We start from the raw sequence: 14,905 nt of genomic DNA on the forward strand, positions 1-14,905 counted from the left end.
CCTGCTCCCGTTGATAGCCTTACAGATCGCCGAAGAAACGCTTCACACCCTCAAACCAGCCACTGGCTTTCGGAGAGTGGGACTCGTCGTTTTCAAGCGAGGTGCGGAACTCTTCAAGCAGCTCGCGCTGACGCTTGCTCAGGTTGACCGGGGTTTCGACGGCAACACGGCACATCAAGTCACCGGCACCACCGCCACGCACTGGAGCGACGCCCTTGCCACGCAAGCGGAACTGCTTGCCGGTCTGGGTACCTTCGGGGATTTTCAGTTTGACGCGACCGTCGAGCGTCGGCACCTCAAGCTCGCCGCCCAGCGCTGCATCGGTAAAGCTGATAGGCACTTCGCAGAACAGGTGCTTGCCGTCCCGCTGGAAGATCGCGTGCTCGCGCACATTGATCACGACATACAGGTCGCCGGTCGGGCCACCCTGGGTACCCGCCTCGCCTTCGCCAGACAGACGAATGCGGTCACCGGTATCGACACCTGGCGGCACTTTGACGGAAAGCGTCTTGGACTCTTCGACGCGGCCTTCGCCGTGGCAGGAATCGCACGGGTCAGAGATGATCTTGCCGTGGCCGTGGCAGCGCGGACAGGTTTGCTGCACAGAGAAGAACCCCTGCTGCATGCGCACCTGACCAATGCCGCCGCACGTAGGGCATGTGACCGGCGAAGAACCTTTCTTGGCGCCGCTGCCGTCGCATGGTTTGCAGTTGACCAGCGTCGGAACGCGGATATTCACGTTAGTACCGCGAACCGCCTCTTCCAGATTCAGCTCCAGCGTATAGCGCAGGTCGCTGCCACGCTGAGCGCCGCCACGACCACCGCCGCCACCGGCACGGCCGCCGCCAAAGAAGTCGCTGAACACATCGCCGAAGATATCGGAGAAGTTGGCGCCACCGGCACCGCCACCAAAACCACCGCCGCCACCCATGCTCGGGTCGACACCGGCATGGCCATACTGATCGTAGGCCGCGCGTTTGCTGGCGTCGGAAAGCACTTCGTAGGCTTCGTTGGCCTCTTTGAACAGCTCTTCCGATGCTTTGTCATCAGGGTTGCGGTCAGGGTGATGCTTCATCGCCAGACGGCGATAAGCCTTCTTCAGGTCCGCCTCGCTGGAGCCTCGCTCCACTCCCAACACTTCGTAATAATCACGCTTTGCCATAATTCTTCCGCACTCTTGAGGACGTTCGGCGAAGGCTCTCCTGAGCCGCACCAAACTCGTTGAGCCCCATACAGGCCCGGACCCAACTCACGTCGATTCAACGATCCTGGTCTTCGTTCAGCAGCCAGATGCATCCGGCCGAGAAAGCGGCAGAATGATTCGCCACGCAGGAGCGTCGCGATCTTGCCACGTGGCGTGCGGAGCAACTCCACACGCCGAAATTTTTGCCTGTTCCAGACACGCCAACGCGGGAGCAAGCTCCCGCGCGGCGACATCCTACCAGTCAGCGCTCGAAAGAGGTCAACCGGCTTTCAAGTGAGCCTGCGCTTACTTGTGGTCTTTTACTTCTTCAAACTCGGCGTCGACAACATCGTCAGCCTTGGCAGTTTCTTCAGCTGGCTTGGCCGCAGCGTCCGGGTTTTCAGCCTGCTCGGCATACATCTTCTGAGCGATTGGCGCGGAAACCTTCGACAGCTCTTCGACCTTGGCTTCAATGGCAGCCTTGTCGTCGCCCTTGATAGCGGCTTCCAGAGCAACCAGCGCAGCTTCTACCGCAGTCTTCTCTTCAGCAGTGACCTTGTCACCCGCGTCAGCGATCATCTTGCGAGTCGAGTGGACCAGCGCATCACCCTGGTTACGGGCAGAGGCCAGCTCTTCGAACTTGCGATCTTCTTCGGAGTTGACTTCAGCATCGCGAACCATCTGCTGAATTTCTTCCTCGGACAGACCGGAGTTGGCCTTGATCACGATGGACTGCTGCTTGCCGGTGGCCTTGTCTTTCGCGCCAACGTGCAGAATACCGTTTGCGTCGATGTCGAAGGTCACTTCGATCTGTGGCACGCCACGTGGAGCAGGTGGAATCTCGGCCAGGTCGAACTTGCCCAGAGACTTGTTCTGAGCGGCTTGCTTACGCTCACCCTGCAGGACGTGAATGGTTACCGCGTTCTGGTTGTCATCGGCAGTCGAGAACACCTGGGATTTCTTGGTAGGAATCGTGGTGTTTTTCTCGATCAGCGCAGTCATCACGCCGCCCATGGTTTCGATACCCAGAGTCAGCGGGCTGACGTCCAGCAGCAGAACGTCTTTGACATCACCCGCCAAGACTGCGCCCTGAATGGCAGCACCCATGGCAACGGCTTCGTCAGGGTTGACGTCTTTGCGTGCTTCTTTGCCGAAGAACTCGGTCACCAGCTTCTGAACCAGCGGCATACGTGTCTGACCACCGACCAGAATCACGTCGTTGATCTTGCTCCTGTCGATGCCAGCATCTTTCAGCGCCATTTCGCAAGGAGCGATGGTGCGCTGAACCAGGTCTTCAACCAGCGATTCCAGTTTGGAGCGGGAAATCTTCACTACCAGGTGCTTCGGACCGGTTGCGTCTGCAGTGATGTACGGCAGGTTGACTTCGGTCTGGGTGCTGGAAGACAGCTCGATCTTGGCTTTTTCGGCAGCTTCTTTCAGACGCTGCATGGCCAGCGGATCACCCTTGAGGTTCATGCCGCTTTCTTTCTTGAATTCGTCGACGAAGTAGTCGATCAGACGAATGTCGAAGTCTTCACCACCCAGGAACGTGTCGCCGTTGGTGGCCAACACTTCGAACTGGTGCTCGCCATCGACTTCAGCGATCTCGATGACCGAGACGTCGAAGGTACCGCCACCCAGGTCATACACGATGACAGTGTGGTCGCCCTTGGCCTTGTCCATCCCGTAAGCCAGCGCGGCTGCGGTAGGTTCGTTGATGATGCGTTTGACGTCCAGACCGGCAATACGGCCAGCGTCCTTGGTAGCCTGACGCTGGCTGTCGTTGAAGTAGGCCGGAACGGTGATGACCGCTTCGGTAACCGCTTCACCGAGATAGTCTTCGGCAGTCTTTTTCATTTTCTTCAGGATTTCAGCGGAAATCTGAGGAGGCGCCATTTTCTGGCCATTCACTTCAACCCAGGCATCACCGTTGTCAGCCTTGACGATCTTGTAAGGGACCATCTGGATGTCTTTCTGAACGACATCCTCTTCGAACTTGCGACCGATCAGACGCTTAACCGCGTACAGCGTGTTGTGCGGGTTGGTGACCGCCTGACGCTTCGCGGACTGGCCGACCAGAATCTCGCCATCATTTGCGTAAGCAATGATCGAAGGTGTAGTACGAGTACCTTCGGCGTTCTCGATAACCTTGACGTTACCGTTTTCCAGAATGGAGACGCAGGAGTTGGTAGTCCCCAGGTCGATACCGATAATTCTGCCCATCTTTGACTCTCCCGAAACTTGCAAAACTTGGATTTGGTTGCCGCCAGTGCGTTTACACCGTGCGGTAGCTCTTAAACGCTTGACCTTTAAATGGGGGCCTTACAGCTGATTTCAAGCCTGCTCGTTGATTGACGGCGTTGCAGGCGATGGTGCCTTGCTGACCACGACCATGGCCGGGCGCAACAGGCGACCATTAAGCTGATAACCCTTCTGAAATACCTTGAGCACCGTGTTGGGCTCAACGTCGGCACTTTCCTGCATGGCCATCGCCTGGTGCTGGTCGGCACTGAACGGTTGACCGTGCGGATCGATGGCTTCCAGCTGATAACGCTTGAGGGTGTCCTGGAACATCTTCAAGGTCAGCTCGATGCCTTCACGCATCGGGCGAATGCTTTCATCGTCCGGACTGGACAGATCAAGGCCTCGCTCCAGACTGTCGATGATCGGCAACAGATCACCGGCAAATTTCTCCAGCGCAAACTTGTGCGCCTTTTCAACATCCTGTTCGGCACGGCGGCGGACATTCTGCAGATCCGCAGCCACGCGAAGGGATTGGTCCTGCGCAGCAGCCAGTTGCTCTTCGAGCACCTGCACGCGGGTTGTCAGTTCGTCACCCGCGCCCGCCTCGGCAGCCTGATCCTGAGCCTGCGCATCCAGATTCTGTTCGTCAGCCATACATGTTCTCCTCTAAAAACGTCCGCGATCCCGATTCGCGCTTCTGCCCACCTATATGGGATCGGATTTTCCGGCTTCAAGGGTTTCGTGCGATCGAGATACGCATTCCCTGACAAATAATCCGGATTCCAGCCCGACAAAAAATGGCGAAACGACTCAAGAGAGACTAAAAACCACTGCAGACCGATGAAATCGAGCTAAGCAAGGGCATTGTCAGCCACAAATAAAACACTGTATAAATAACCAGACAAACAGCCCGGGAGCCGCTCAATGCTGGTGCACCTTTCCGTACACAACTACGCCATTGTCGAACACCTTGATCTTGAACTGGATCGAGGCATGAGCGTCATCACCGGCGAAACCGGCGCTGGCAAGTCGATCATGCTCGACGCCCTGGGCCTGACCCTGGGCGACCGTGCCGACAGCGGCGTGGTCAGGCCGGGCGCCGACAAGGCCGACATCCTGGCCACGTTCGACCTGGGCGACATTCCCGAGGCACAGACCTGGCTCAAAGAGCGCGACCTGGACAACGACGGCCCCTGCATCCTGCGCCGGGTCATCACTGCCGAAGGTCGGTCACGCTCCTATATCAATGGCTCGCCCTGCCCTCAGGGCGACCTGAAGGCGCTGGGCGAACTGCTCATCGATATTCACAGCCAGCATGAGCACCAGTCGCTGCTCAAGACCGATACCCATCGGCGCCTGCTCGACGAATACGCGGGCGCAACCGATCTGGCCCGTCAGGTCCATCTCGCCGCACAGCGCTGGCGGCAGACGCGGCAGGAGCTCGAGCGTCTTTCCAACTCGGGTGACGAGCAACGCGCACGGCATCAGTTGCTGAGCTATCAGCTCGAAGAGCTGGAAAGCCTGAGCCTGGGCGAAAACGAGCTTGAACAGCTCGAACAGGAACACAAGGACCTGACCAACGCCGAAAGCCTGCTGAGCATTTGCCGACAAGTGGTCGAACAGTGCAGCGAAAGCGATTCCGGCAACGTGCTCAATGCCCTGACCGCCAGCCTGCATCGTCTTGGCAGCGTCGACCATTCCCCGTCCGCCCTGAGCGAAGCCACAGGCCTGCTGTCCAGCGCACAGATCCAGGTAGAAGAAGCGGTAGGAGAACTGAACCGCTTTCTGGATCACTTCGATGCCGACCCAGCCAGGCTGCAACAGCTCGAAGAACGCCTCGATGCCATTTACACACTGGCGCGCAAGCACCGCATCCAGCCGGGCGAAGTGGCGACACTGCAACAAAAGCTGCTGGATGAAATAGAAACGCTGAATGCCAACGACGAATCCATCGAACGCCTGGAGCATGAAGTGCAGGCATTCGCCCGGCACTATCAGGATAAAGCCCGTGAGCTGAGCGACCTGCGCCACAATTCGGCGACGAAACTGGCCAGCGCTGTGGAACAGGAAATTCATCGTCTGGGCATGCCCGGCGGCCGTTTCCAGATCGACCTCAAAGCCAACGCCAGCGTAGAACCCTCGCCTCACGGCCTGGAGCAGGTGGAGCTACTGGTCAGCGCCAACCCCGGCCAACCACTGAAAGCGCTGGCAAAAGTCGCGTCGGGGGGTGAGCTGTCGCGCATCAGCCTGGCGATCCAGGTCATCACCGCACAAACTTCGCGGGTGCCGACGCTGGTATTCGATGAAGTGGATGTGGGGATTGGCGGACCGACCGCCGAGATCGTAGGGCAACTGCTGCGTCGCCTGGGCGAGCGCGGTCAGGTCATGACCGTCACTCACCTGCCGCAGGTCGCGGCGCAGGGCCATCAGCACCTGTTCGTGCACAAGGTGCGCGACAACGATGCAACGCGCACAGCGGTGTCCAGGCTCAGCAAGACTGAACGTATAGAGGAAGTCGCCCGAATGCTGGGCGGCATCGATCTGACCAAGGAATCTCTGGCGCACGCCAAAAAGATGGTCGTTACGGCGAAAAGCTGAGCTATAGAACGCACAAAGGCGACCGCGGTCGCCCCTGTTGCTGATTACGCCTTCTTGTTGCGGACGTAAAGCACCAGATTGTGGTCCACCAGGTCAAAGCCGTGTCTCTCGACAATGGCTTTTTGAAGCTTCTCGATTTCTTCGTCGAAGAATTCGATCACCTCACCCGATTCCACATTGACCATGTGGTCGTGGTGGCCGCCATCAGCCAGCTCGAACACAGCATGACCGCCGTCGAAATTGTGGCGCACCACCAGCCCAGCGGACTCGAACTGAGTCAGAACACGGTAAACCGTGGCCAGACCGACGTCCTCGCTGGCCTCCATGAGAGCCTTGTAGACATCCTCGGCACTCATGTGGCGTTGCTCTGCAGAATCGAGCATTTGCAGTATTTTGACCCGCGGTAGGGTTACCTTGAGTCCTACTTTACGTAGTTCGCTATTTTCAACCATGGTCAGCTTTCTCGCAGACGCTGCTTCGCAGCTTCTCTTAATGCAGGTATGATCGGAGTTTACGTTGTCCCAGCCAAGATAGTGGAAGTCGCCCACCGATGCAAAACACCAAGCTCTTGCTAACCAGTTTCACCTTCGTGGGACTGCTCGCACTCGCCGGTTGTTCATTCCCCGGGGTTTACAAAATCGACATCCAGCAGGGTAATGTCGTCACGCAGGACATGATAGACCAGTTACGCCCCGGAATGACCCGGCGGCAAGTACGGTTTATCATGGGCAACCCCCTGCTGACCGACACTTTCCACTCCGATCGGTGGGATTACCTGTACAGCCTGCAGCCAGGTGGCGGTGAACGCCAGCAGGAGCGTGTCAGCCTCATATTCAACGGTAATGACCAGCTCGTGAGCCTGTCTGGTGACTTCATGCCCGGCGTCAGCCGCGATGAAGCCATTCTCGGCAAGGACAGCAACACCACTGTCCCGGCAGAGAACCAGCCAGTGCAGCAGCCTGAAGAGCCGGCCAAGCCAGGTTCGTTGCTGGATAAAATCCAGAAAGACGTGGACAGCGTCGAGACCGTACCGGTCCCGACTCAGGAACCGCTGGACACCAACTCCCGGTAGTCCAAAGCGTCCAACAAAAAGCCCGGCATGCCGGGCTTTTTTGTGCTTTCCATTCAGCCTGCGTTCAGCCGGGAAGCCCTCTTTTCTCACGCGCCCTGGCGGCACGCAGACGCCTGATCTCCATGGGGTCGGCCACCAGCGGACGATAAATCTCTATCCGCTCACCCGCCTCCAGCACCCGCGCAGCAGGATCAGTCACCACCTTGCCGAAGATACCCACGGCACACTGGCCAAGATCCAGTTCGGGAAACTCCTTGTCCATGCCGCTGAGTGCCAGCGCCTGACGCACCGAAGAACCGGTCGGTACATCGACTGTCTTCAATACCTGGCGCTGTACAGAGGCGTAGACCACCTCTATCTGAATCGATGCGTCAGCCATGCAGCTCTTTCGCTCGCTGGCAGAACGCATCCACCAGCGTGTTGGCTGCCTGATTGAACAGCGGCCCCAGCGTGGCGCGAACGATGGTGCCGGCATAATCGAAGGACAGATCCAGACTGATCTTGCAGGCTTTATCGCCCAGCGGCTTGAATGTCCAGACACCGTGGAACTGTTCGAACGGCCCTTCGACCAGGTCCATCACGATCGACTCGCCGGGAACCAGGGTGTTGCGCGTCATGAACTTCTGGCTCAGCCCCCCTTGGCGATCTCCAGGCTAGCGCGCATCTGCGCCTCACTGGCTTCAACCACGGTAGCGGACGAGCACCACGGCAGGAACTCGGGATAACGAGCCACATCATTGACCAGGTCATAAAGAAACCCGGCCGGGTACGGCAGTAAAGCAGAGCGTTGTATATGCGTAGTCATGTGAGCGTCATTTCCAGAGCTGAGCGGCAAACACCACAAGAATGCCGAGCGGCGCCACGTAGCGCATCAAAAAGTACGTCAGGTTGAAGAGCAGCGGACTGCGAATCGACAATTCGTCGCGCACCGTCTCACGGCTCATCACCCAACCAGCGAATACTACAAAACACAACCCACCCAGCGGCAACATGATCCGCGAAGTGAAGAAATCAATGACTCCGAAGAAGTCCAGGCCAGTCGATGCGCCCCATTGATAGAGGTGGAATGCGCCTCCATCGTTCACGAAAAACTTGGCTTTTTGCCAGATATTGAACGAGAACACCGTGCCCAGCCCGACAAACCAGCAGGTAAAGGCCAGCCAGAACGTCACCCAGGCGCGACGAATACGGGTGCGCTCGACCAGATAGGCGACCATCGGCTCAAGTAACGAAATCGCCGAACTCCAGGCTGCAACGGCCACCAATACGAAGAACACGATGCCCATCAACTGGCCGAACGCGACGTTGCCGAATGCATACGGCAACGTGACGAACATCAGGCCCGGCCCCTCGCTGGGGTTAAGGCCTGCTGCGAACACGATGGGGAACAGCGCAAGGCCAGCCAACAGCGAAACGAAGGTATCGAGCAACGCGATGCCGACAACCGTGCTGCTGATCGACGCGCCTTTGGTCATGTACGCGCCGTAGACCATGATCGAGCCCACACCGACGCTCAGGGAAAAGAACGCATGGCCCATCGCGGGCAGCAAGCCATCCAGCACCTTCTCGGGATTGAAGTCGAACATGAAATGCACGCCTTCCATGAAATGCCCGGTGGTCAGGCTGTAGCCCAACAGCGCCAGCATCAGCAGGAACAGCATCGGCATCATGATACGCAGGCTTTTCTCCAGCCCCGCCTCGACACCCTTGCCGATCACCACCGCCGACAGCAGCATGAAAATGGTGTGCCACAGAATCAGACGCCATGGGTCGGCAATCACCGCACCGAAATACGCACCGACCTGATCCGGCGACACACCCTGAAAGTCGCCGCGCCCCATGTCGATGATGTAATCCAGCGACCAACCGCCCACCACACTATAAAAGGAGAGAATCAGCAGCGCCGTGATCATCCCGGCAAACGCACCCCAGGACCAGCGCGGCGAATGCCCCGCTTCCTGCGCCAGCGTCTTGAGCGCATTCGCAGGACTGAGCCGGGAACGACGACCAATCAGCGTCTCGGCGATCATGACCGGAATACCGATCAGCGCGATGCACGCCAGAAAAACCAGTACAAATGCACCGCCGCCGTAGGCACCGACCATGTACGGAAATTTCCAGATACTGCCCAGCCCCACAGCAGAGCCGGTGGCAGCCAGGATGAACACCCAGCGGCTTGCCCAGCTACCGTGGACCGAAACCTTGTCCGTCGACATTATCGAAACGCCCAGCCAAAAAAGATCGCGCATTGTCCGGGATTCAACCTTTGTGCTCAAGCACGCGCTTTCCCGTAGCCGACATTGATGCAACTGCCTATAATGCGCCCCCTATGGCTAAGCTCAAGAAACACCCTACAGGGACCATCGCGCAGAATAAGAAAGCGCGTCACGATTACTTCATCGAACACAAGTTCGAGGCCGGTCTGGTCCTGTCTGGCTGGGAAGTAAAAAGCCTGCGTGCCACCAAGGTACAGCTGGTCGACAGTTATGTGCTGCTCAAGGATGGCGAGGCCTGGCTGATGGGTTGCCACATCACGCCTCTCAAGACTGCCAGCACACACGTCATCGCTGACCCGACACGCACCCGCAAACTGCTGCTGAACAAGCGCGAGCTCGAAAAGCTCACCAGCTCGGTTCAGCAGAAAGGCTATGCCTGCGTCGCCCTTTCCGTTTACTGGAAGGAGCACCTGGTCAAGTGCGAAATTGCGCTGGGTAAAGGCAAGAAGGAATACGACAAGCGTCACACCGAACGCGAACGCGATTCGGACCGTGAGCTGCAGCGTGCCGTGCGCTCCAAGGGCAAGGACGACTAGCTTCTGGCGCCGGCGTGTGCCAGATGTCCTGACCCGGATATTTGGCACTTCATATCTACCCCTTTACCCCCACACCCCGCCCCACTCCCCCGCTTCAACCTTTTCGATACCTCCAAGCGAAGATCGCCTCATTTTGGTGCTTGAATGCGCAATGTGGCTATTTCGCAGTATTGCGAAAATAAAATAGAACGCCTGCGTTACACCACAGTCAATCCTTTAGGCCCAACTGTTAACGGGCTTTCAACCCCCTCGGGCGACGGCCTCAAACACCGGCCATACCGAGTCCACAGGTTACAAGGAGAGACATATGAAGCGTACCGCCCTCACTGGATTGTTCCTCAGCGCCGCCCTGTTGGCTTCGCCGGTTTTTGCCGACGATGATTTGTGCTCTGCCAATATCAAGACTCTTGAAAACTCTGTGGGCTCTACCAACACAAACCTGAGCACCGGAAACACGGACATGCTCGAAACCACGGTGAAGAACGCTAAGGCGGCCCAAGCTCAAAAAGACGAGAAAAAATGCATTGAGATCACTCAGAAAGCTATCACGTCATTGAACAACACCGGCTCGGGTAGCGAAGGCGCCAAGTAAAGCTTCGAGCAGGCCAGCCAGGCTGGCCTGAACGATTGCAGCAGACGGGTCGACGTGCCACGCCAATTGGCGTACACTGCGCCCCAGTGATTGCGAAAGCAGTCTCGGGGCCGATTTGGATTCGACGCCGGTGATGAAACTTTAGGTGCATGCCGAGTTGGTAACAGAACTCGTAAATCCACTGTTGCAACTTTCTATAGTTGCCAATGACGAAACCTACGGGGAATACGCTCTCGCCGCGTAAGCGGTGCTAGCCTTCCTTCTGGTAGCTTCGGCTCCAGCAATCATCAGGGGATGCCTGTAAACCCGAAATGATTGTCATATAGAACAGGATCGTCGCCTAGTACGTTGTGGACGAAGCGACTAAAACTTACACAACTCGCCCAAAGCACCCTGCCCGTCGGGTCGCTGAGGGTTAACTTAATAGACACGGCTAAGCATGTAGTACCGACAGCGGAGTACTGGCGGACGGGGGTTCAAATCCCCCCGGCTCCACCAAATAGCAGTCTAGACCTGTCTCAGACAGTCTACGAAACCCCTCAAGAAGCCCGCCCTGTGCGGGCTTTCTTGTTTCTGACGATCTATCTACGTCTACCCCTATATCTTCCCGCCGTGTATCCCACTGTGTATCCTTGCACTATATTTGAACTGAAGGGATACATACGGGATGAAGCGTGCCGATATCAAGCGTCGCCCTCTCTCTGACACCACCCTGCTCGGCCTAGAGCCTGACGCAAAGGAATATCGAGAACATGATGGCAACGGTCTGTATTTCCGCGTCAAGCCTGATGGGCAAAAGTCTTGGCAGCTGCGCTACAAAACTCCCGCAGGTAAATGGAGTTGGCTAGGCCTGGGGGGATATCCAGAAGTTAGCGGCTCCCTCGCGAGAAAAAAAGCAACTGAGCTCCGCGGTGATGCTGCGGAAGGCAAGAACCCTATTGCCACCAAAAAAGCTCGTAAAGCCGCCGAAATTGAAGCCGCCAACAACACCTTCGAAGCGCTGGCACGAGAGTGGTTTACAGCTCGTCGCAGGAACTGGGAGGAAGGCACGGCCGTTAGAGTTATTGGCGCTCTGGAGCTGCATGTGTTTCCAGTTTTCGGCAGGCGAATTTATACCGAAATCCTTCCTCTCGAATGGATGGATTTTCTACGGGGTATGGAACAGAAAGGCATCTTGGAACAAATGAGCCGGGTACGCGGATTTTGCAAAGAAATCTACGATTTGGCCCGAGTCACCGGCAGGGCTGTGCACAATCCACTCGAAGGACTGCACAAGTTTTTGCAGACCCGAGCAGCAGAAAACTACGCGCACGTAACGAATGAAGAATTACCTGCGCTGCTTCGTGCAATTACCTCATACCCGCATGCAAAAGACGTTCGCCTTGGCCTACGTCTTCTTGCTCTGTTGGCGGCTCGTCCCTCAGAGCTGCGCGAAGCAAAATGGACTGAGTTCGACTTCGAGAAAAGGCTATGGACAATCCCAGCGGAACGTATGAAGAAACGCAGGGAACATCTAGTACCGCTTTCTCGGCAAGCTATCGAAGCGCTCAAGGAGTTACACACGTTGAGTGGGGCTTACCCGCTGCTCTTTCCCGGCCGTAATGATCGTACAAAGCCACGCAGCAACACCGTATTTCTAATGGCCCTAAGGCGACTAGGGTATGAAGGCCGACAAACAGGCCACGGTTTCCGACACATCGCAAGTACGACGCTGAACGAGAACGGCTTTGAGGAAAATCATGTAGAAGCTCAGCTTTCACACGTCAAAGATGGAGTTGCCGGTGTTTACAACAAGGCGATTTATCTCAAGCAACGGACGTCAATGATGCAATGGTACGCCGACTACCTCGATGAGCTTGAGCATGGAAATGTTGTCCAAGGCCAATTTGGAAAGGCCGTATGAGATGTCAACTCCACACCCCCTCCAAAAGCGGTGTTACTCGTGTTACAGGTGTAGCGCACGTCTATAAGCCATTGATTATAAATGAATTAATTCAAGTTACACGACGACGGGGGCGACACAGTGCGACGTGTTACGAGGCCGAATCGTGTAACAACATTGCCCCAGCTACTCCGCTGCTGGCCCGAACTGTAGTACTGCCGAACCGCTGTACATGTGACACAAGCCGGGGCCAAGGGGCGGTCGATGGACAATGAGAATATGCCGGTTGGTTGCCTTGAAATTGCTGGATGCGATGTCAGCAATTTGCTTGAGGAGCTGGACGACATCGAACAGGCCGTGCATGAGTTAGCGCTGTATCCGCAATTTCGTGAGCATTTCAAAGAAGCTCTCGATGTGGCCAATCACGCCACGTCATTCTGGCTTGAGGATGGCAGCTACCCTGATCGAGCAGGATCGGTAGTGGCCACCATGTTCCGACTGCGCGATGAGATTGAGGACCAGGCCAGCTATAGAGATTCCGGTTCGCTGCCGAGTGTCATGAGAGGATTTCTTGGAGTTGACCACAACGATGCTGATTCGCAACTCGTAGCAACTTACGCTCTGGTGCAGAGCGTTCAAGCTGTCCAGGTACTCGCTAATTGGCTCTTTGAAACGGAACTCTACGTCTTCGAGCTGGATGTCGATCTCATCGCCCAAATGCAAGCGACAGATCCTGATAGGTATTGCGCACTGGTGGGTAAGGTGCGGCTAAAGCATCCGGGGGCGGAGATTGACGCTCGAGAATCCTTTCGCACCTTCATGGGCGAGGCCGACAAGGCGCTCATGCTTGCGAGCATCTTCAAGCAGGTTGAAGAGGTCGACGTAGCGAAGGGCAATTTCAATGTAGCCAACTTTTTAAGGAAAGCGCTGAATAAGGCACTGACCAACGCGTTTTCCGTACAAGCCTCGCAAAGAGGCGCGGCGGCTGGCAGGGCCAACAGCCACCCGGACTCGGTAAAGCAGCAGAACGCAGCGGACCTGCGCAAGCGCATTTGCAAAGCCGCCGACCGTCTCATTCTGGGCAACCCGGCTATTTCAGAGCGAACACTAAAACGAGCGTTGGTCGAACAAGGGATAGCGTCTGAGCCCACCATCAAGAAATACCTGGTCACCTGTGGCTACTTACCTCGGTAAATTTTCTTAAAAGCAAACCGTGTTTGCTTTTTTCCGCCTCCCTAGTCTGTGCCTGTCTCTCACCATATAGGCACGGCTATGTCATTCCCTCTGCAAGCAATTAACACCGCGCACCCAGCTCGTGATCCCGCCACCACGCTCATTCGCATCAGCGAAGTCATTGCGATAGTCGGCCTTGCTCGCCCCACGATTTACAAGCTGATGCAGCAACAAGACAGCGGCTTTCCGCTCCCCGTAAAACTGAGCAACAGTAACGCCCGAGGAGCGCCCGTCGCCTGGGTCTTGGGGGAAGTTCAGGCATGGACACGAGCACGCATTGCTGCTCGCGATCAGGTGGCCGCATGAACAATCGCATTCCAAAAGGTGACGGACCTTTCATCGACTCCTACAGCATCGGGTTCCAGCTCTACAGACCGGACGAGCTCAACTGGAAAAGTCGCACCATTGCGGGCATCAGTTGGAATGGCCTGGAGCAGGAGGCGATCTTTTTCAATGCAGACGGCCTGGCTCTTCCTCTCAGACCCAACCCTTGGAACGTGCCTGAGTGGATTCGCAAGCACGCGATCCGCCGCGAGTTCGCCAGCGTGCATGGGACTGGCCATTTCGCGATGAAGGATGGCCGCCGTAAGGCATTGCGCACGGTCGGCCTCAACGACTGGGTGACTTACTGGCTGGTCGACCAGTCCGGCGGCTTCGCCAATGAGGCGAAGTTTTGGCAGGACTACGTGGCCACCGATCTCGCCACCGAACAGGCCAACAGCGAAAAGCTACACAGCGAAATGCGTTTGCAAGACGACCGGGCGACTTACATCGAGCAGAGCATTGCCGAGCGTCGGGACTACCTGACGGTCATGCATCGCCGTCGATGTAACGAAGATCGAAAAATTCTCGCCTGGTTGAAAGGCGAAGTCCCCGCCCCGCTATTTGACACCGAAACGAAGGCGGCTTGAGCCCTCCACGCCCCAAGCTGCTCGCCCCGATCTGGCACCAGAACGCCGGGCTATCACGTCACAGGTTCGGCGCACGCACAAACGAAAACGCCTCCGGGGGCAACCGGAGGCGTTGAGGTAAATCTACATGCACGTCAAATGTATTTCGCATCGAGCGCGAGTGCAAGTCGCTCAAACAGTTGCACATCCCAAAAACGGACGTTATTCTCCAGGCGTCGCTGCAAAATCAGCGACCGGGTTTGGCGACCCGATCTACAGTAGGCGCACAGGCGCCCCCATTACGATTGCAGGCGCTTTTTTTGTGCCCGCATCCCCGTTTTATGGCGGCTGTGCGTGGGAGACCTTCGGGTCTGCCGGGTTCCTATTGTCCCGGTTCGC

General features: G+C 56.9%; 14 protein-coding genes, 1 other RNA gene and 1 pseudogene. 9 read left to right on the plus strand and 7 right to left on the minus strand.

The window, feature by feature from the left end:
- Positions 1-19: 19 nt before the first annotated feature.
- The 3 genes from dnaJ to grpE all read right to left on the minus strand — a co-directional run bounded on the left by dnaJ (position 20) and on the right by grpE (position 4,081).
- A complete protein-coding gene (gene dnaJ, locus KUIN1_RS21860) occupies positions 20-1,162 on the minus strand; it encodes a molecular chaperone DnaJ (RefSeq protein ID WP_003395180.1) in 1,143 nt (380 codons plus the stop codon).
- Positions 1,163-1,489: 327 nt separating this feature from the next.
- Positions 1,490-3,406: a molecular chaperone DnaK gene (gene dnaK, locus KUIN1_RS21865; RefSeq protein ID WP_003400158.1), complete on the minus strand. Its 1,917-nt coding sequence runs from the start codon at positions 3,404-3,406 to the stop codon at positions 1,490-1,492.
- A gap of 111 nt (positions 3,407-3,517) precedes the next feature.
- Positions 3,518-4,081, minus strand: coding sequence for a nucleotide exchange factor GrpE (gene grpE, locus KUIN1_RS21870; RefSeq protein WP_003313642.1), 564 nt, complete (start codon positions 4,079-4,081; stop codon positions 3,518-3,520).
- Between the two features lie 270 nt (positions 4,082-4,351).
- On the opposite strand from grpE, the gene recN reads away from it, so the two are divergent.
- The gene (gene recN, locus KUIN1_RS21880; protein ID WP_003418848.1) at positions 4,352-6,025 is read left to right on the plus strand and encodes a DNA repair protein RecN; all 1,674 of its coding nucleotides are present in this window, start codon (positions 4,352-4,354) and stop codon (positions 6,023-6,025) included.
- Between the two features lie 44 nt (positions 6,026-6,069).
- Here recN and fur read toward each other — a convergent pair whose 3' ends face one another.
- Complete coding sequence (fur, locus tag KUIN1_RS21885) at positions 6,070-6,477, minus strand: ferric iron uptake transcriptional regulator (RefSeq protein WP_003400156.1); 408 nt, start codon at positions 6,475-6,477, stop codon at positions 6,070-6,072.
- A 98-nt stretch (positions 6,478-6,575) separates the two neighbouring features.
- Here fur and KUIN1_RS21890 point away from each other — a divergent pair, with 98 nt between their 5' ends.
- Positions 6,576-7,097, plus strand: a complete 522-nt coding sequence (locus KUIN1_RS21890; RefSeq protein WP_003400155.1) for an outer membrane protein assembly factor BamE — start codon at positions 6,576-6,578, stop codon at positions 7,095-7,097.
- A 64-nt stretch (positions 7,098-7,161) separates the two neighbouring features.
- Here KUIN1_RS21890 and KUIN1_RS21895 read toward each other — a convergent pair whose 3' ends face one another.
- The 3 genes and pseudogenes from KUIN1_RS21895 to KUIN1_RS21905 all read right to left on the minus strand — a co-directional run bounded on the left by KUIN1_RS21895 (position 7,162) and on the right by KUIN1_RS21905 (position 9,313).
- Positions 7,162-7,476 carry an RnfH family protein gene (locus KUIN1_RS21895; protein WP_103713608.1) on the minus strand — a complete coding sequence of 105 codons (315 nt, stop codon included), beginning with the start codon at positions 7,474-7,476 and terminating at the stop codon, positions 7,162-7,164.
- Positions 7,469-7,902, minus strand: a pseudogene (locus tag KUIN1_RS21900) (type II toxin-antitoxin system RatA family toxin). Before KUIN1_RS21900 ends, KUIN1_RS21895 begins: the two are co-directional and overlap by 8 nt.
- A gap of 7 nt (positions 7,903-7,909) precedes the next feature.
- A complete protein-coding gene (locus KUIN1_RS21905; RefSeq protein WP_024639748.1) occupies positions 7,910-9,313 on the minus strand; it encodes a sodium-dependent transporter in 1,404 nt (467 codons plus the stop codon).
- A gap of 113 nt (positions 9,314-9,426) precedes the next feature.
- Here KUIN1_RS21905 and smpB point away from each other — a divergent pair, with 113 nt between their 5' ends.
- The 7 genes from smpB (at position 9,427) to KUIN1_RS21940 (ending at position 14,527) form a co-directional block, all read left to right on the plus strand.
- On the plus strand, positions 9,427-9,909 hold the full coding sequence (smpB, locus tag KUIN1_RS21910; protein ID WP_003400147.1) for an SsrA-binding protein SmpB: 483 nt from the start codon (positions 9,427-9,429) through the stop codon (positions 9,907-9,909).
- A 307-nt stretch (positions 9,910-10,216) separates the two neighbouring features.
- A complete protein-coding gene (locus KUIN1_RS21915) occupies positions 10,217-10,501 on the plus strand; it encodes a hypothetical protein (protein ID WP_003400145.1) in 285 nt (94 codons plus the stop codon).
- Between the two features lie 106 nt (positions 10,502-10,607).
- Positions 10,608-10,999, plus strand: a transfer-messenger RNA (tmRNA) gene (gene ssrA, locus KUIN1_RS21920).
- Positions 11,000-11,168: 169 nt separating this feature from the next.
- Entirely contained in the window at positions 11,169-12,404 is a 1,236-nt protein-coding gene (locus KUIN1_RS21925) for a tyrosine-type recombinase/integrase (protein WP_152092288.1), read from the plus strand.
- A gap of 243 nt (positions 12,405-12,647) precedes the next feature.
- Positions 12,648-13,577, plus strand: a complete 930-nt coding sequence (locus tag KUIN1_RS21930) for a hypothetical protein (RefSeq protein ID WP_152092289.1) — start codon at positions 12,648-12,650, stop codon at positions 13,575-13,577.
- A 78-nt stretch (positions 13,578-13,655) separates the two neighbouring features.
- On the plus strand, positions 13,656-13,922 hold the full coding sequence (locus KUIN1_RS21935; protein ID WP_024420646.1) for a helix-turn-helix transcriptional regulator: 267 nt from the start codon (positions 13,656-13,658) through the stop codon (positions 13,920-13,922).
- The gene (locus tag KUIN1_RS21940) at positions 13,919-14,527 is read left to right on the plus strand and encodes a hypothetical protein (RefSeq protein ID WP_152092290.1); all 609 of its coding nucleotides are present in this window, start codon (positions 13,919-13,921) and stop codon (positions 14,525-14,527) included. Before KUIN1_RS21935 ends, KUIN1_RS21940 begins: the two co-directional genes overlap by 4 nt.
- Positions 14,528-14,905 lie beyond the last annotated feature (378 nt).

It is taken from the genome of Pseudomonas sp. KUIN-1 (assembly GCF_009176725.1).
In the GTDB taxonomy this organism is placed as follows: Bacteria; Pseudomonadota; Gammaproteobacteria; order Pseudomonadales; family Pseudomonadaceae; genus Aquipseudomonas; species Aquipseudomonas fragariae.

Excerpts from the sequence above, each read along its gene's own strand:
- dnaJ (WP_003395180.1), bottom strand. The coding sequence starts at position 1,162 with ATGGCAAAGCGTGATTATTACGAAGTGTTGGGAGTGGAGCGAGGCTCC.
- dnaK (WP_003400158.1), bottom strand. The coding sequence starts at position 3,406 with ATGGGCAGAATTATCGGTATCGACCTGGGGACTACCAACTCCTGCGTC.
- grpE (WP_003313642.1), bottom strand. The coding sequence starts at position 4,081 with ATGGCTGACGAACAGAATCTGGATGCGCAGGCTCAGGATCAGGCTGCC.
- recN (WP_003418848.1), top strand. The coding sequence starts at position 4,352 with ATGCTGGTGCACCTTTCCGTACACAACTACGCCATTGTCGAACACCTT.
- fur (WP_003400156.1), bottom strand. The coding sequence starts at position 6,477 with ATGGTTGAAAATAGCGAACTACGTAAAGTAGGACTCAAGGTAACCCTA.
- KUIN1_RS21890 (WP_003400155.1), top strand. The coding sequence starts at position 6,576 with ATGCAAAACACCAAGCTCTTGCTAACCAGTTTCACCTTCGTGGGACTG.
- KUIN1_RS21895 (WP_103713608.1), bottom strand. The coding sequence starts at position 7,476 with ATGGCTGACGCATCGATTCAGATAGAGGTGGTCTACGCCTCTGTACAG.
- KUIN1_RS21905 (WP_024639748.1), bottom strand. The coding sequence starts at position 9,313 with ATGTCGACGGACAAGGTTTCGGTCCACGGTAGCTGGGCAAGCCGCTGG.
- smpB (WP_003400147.1), top strand. The coding sequence starts at position 9,427 with ATGGCTAAGCTCAAGAAACACCCTACAGGGACCATCGCGCAGAATAAG.
- KUIN1_RS21915 (WP_003400145.1), top strand. The coding sequence starts at position 10,217 with ATGAAGCGTACCGCCCTCACTGGATTGTTCCTCAGCGCCGCCCTGTTG.
- KUIN1_RS21925 (WP_152092288.1), top strand. The coding sequence starts at position 11,169 with ATGAAGCGTGCCGATATCAAGCGTCGCCCTCTCTCTGACACCACCCTG.
- KUIN1_RS21930 (WP_152092289.1), top strand. The coding sequence starts at position 12,648 with ATGGACAATGAGAATATGCCGGTTGGTTGCCTTGAAATTGCTGGATGC.
- KUIN1_RS21935 (WP_024420646.1), top strand. The coding sequence starts at position 13,656 with ATGTCATTCCCTCTGCAAGCAATTAACACCGCGCACCCAGCTCGTGAT.
- KUIN1_RS21940 (WP_152092290.1), top strand. The coding sequence starts at position 13,919 with ATGAACAATCGCATTCCAAAAGGTGACGGACCTTTCATCGACTCCTAC.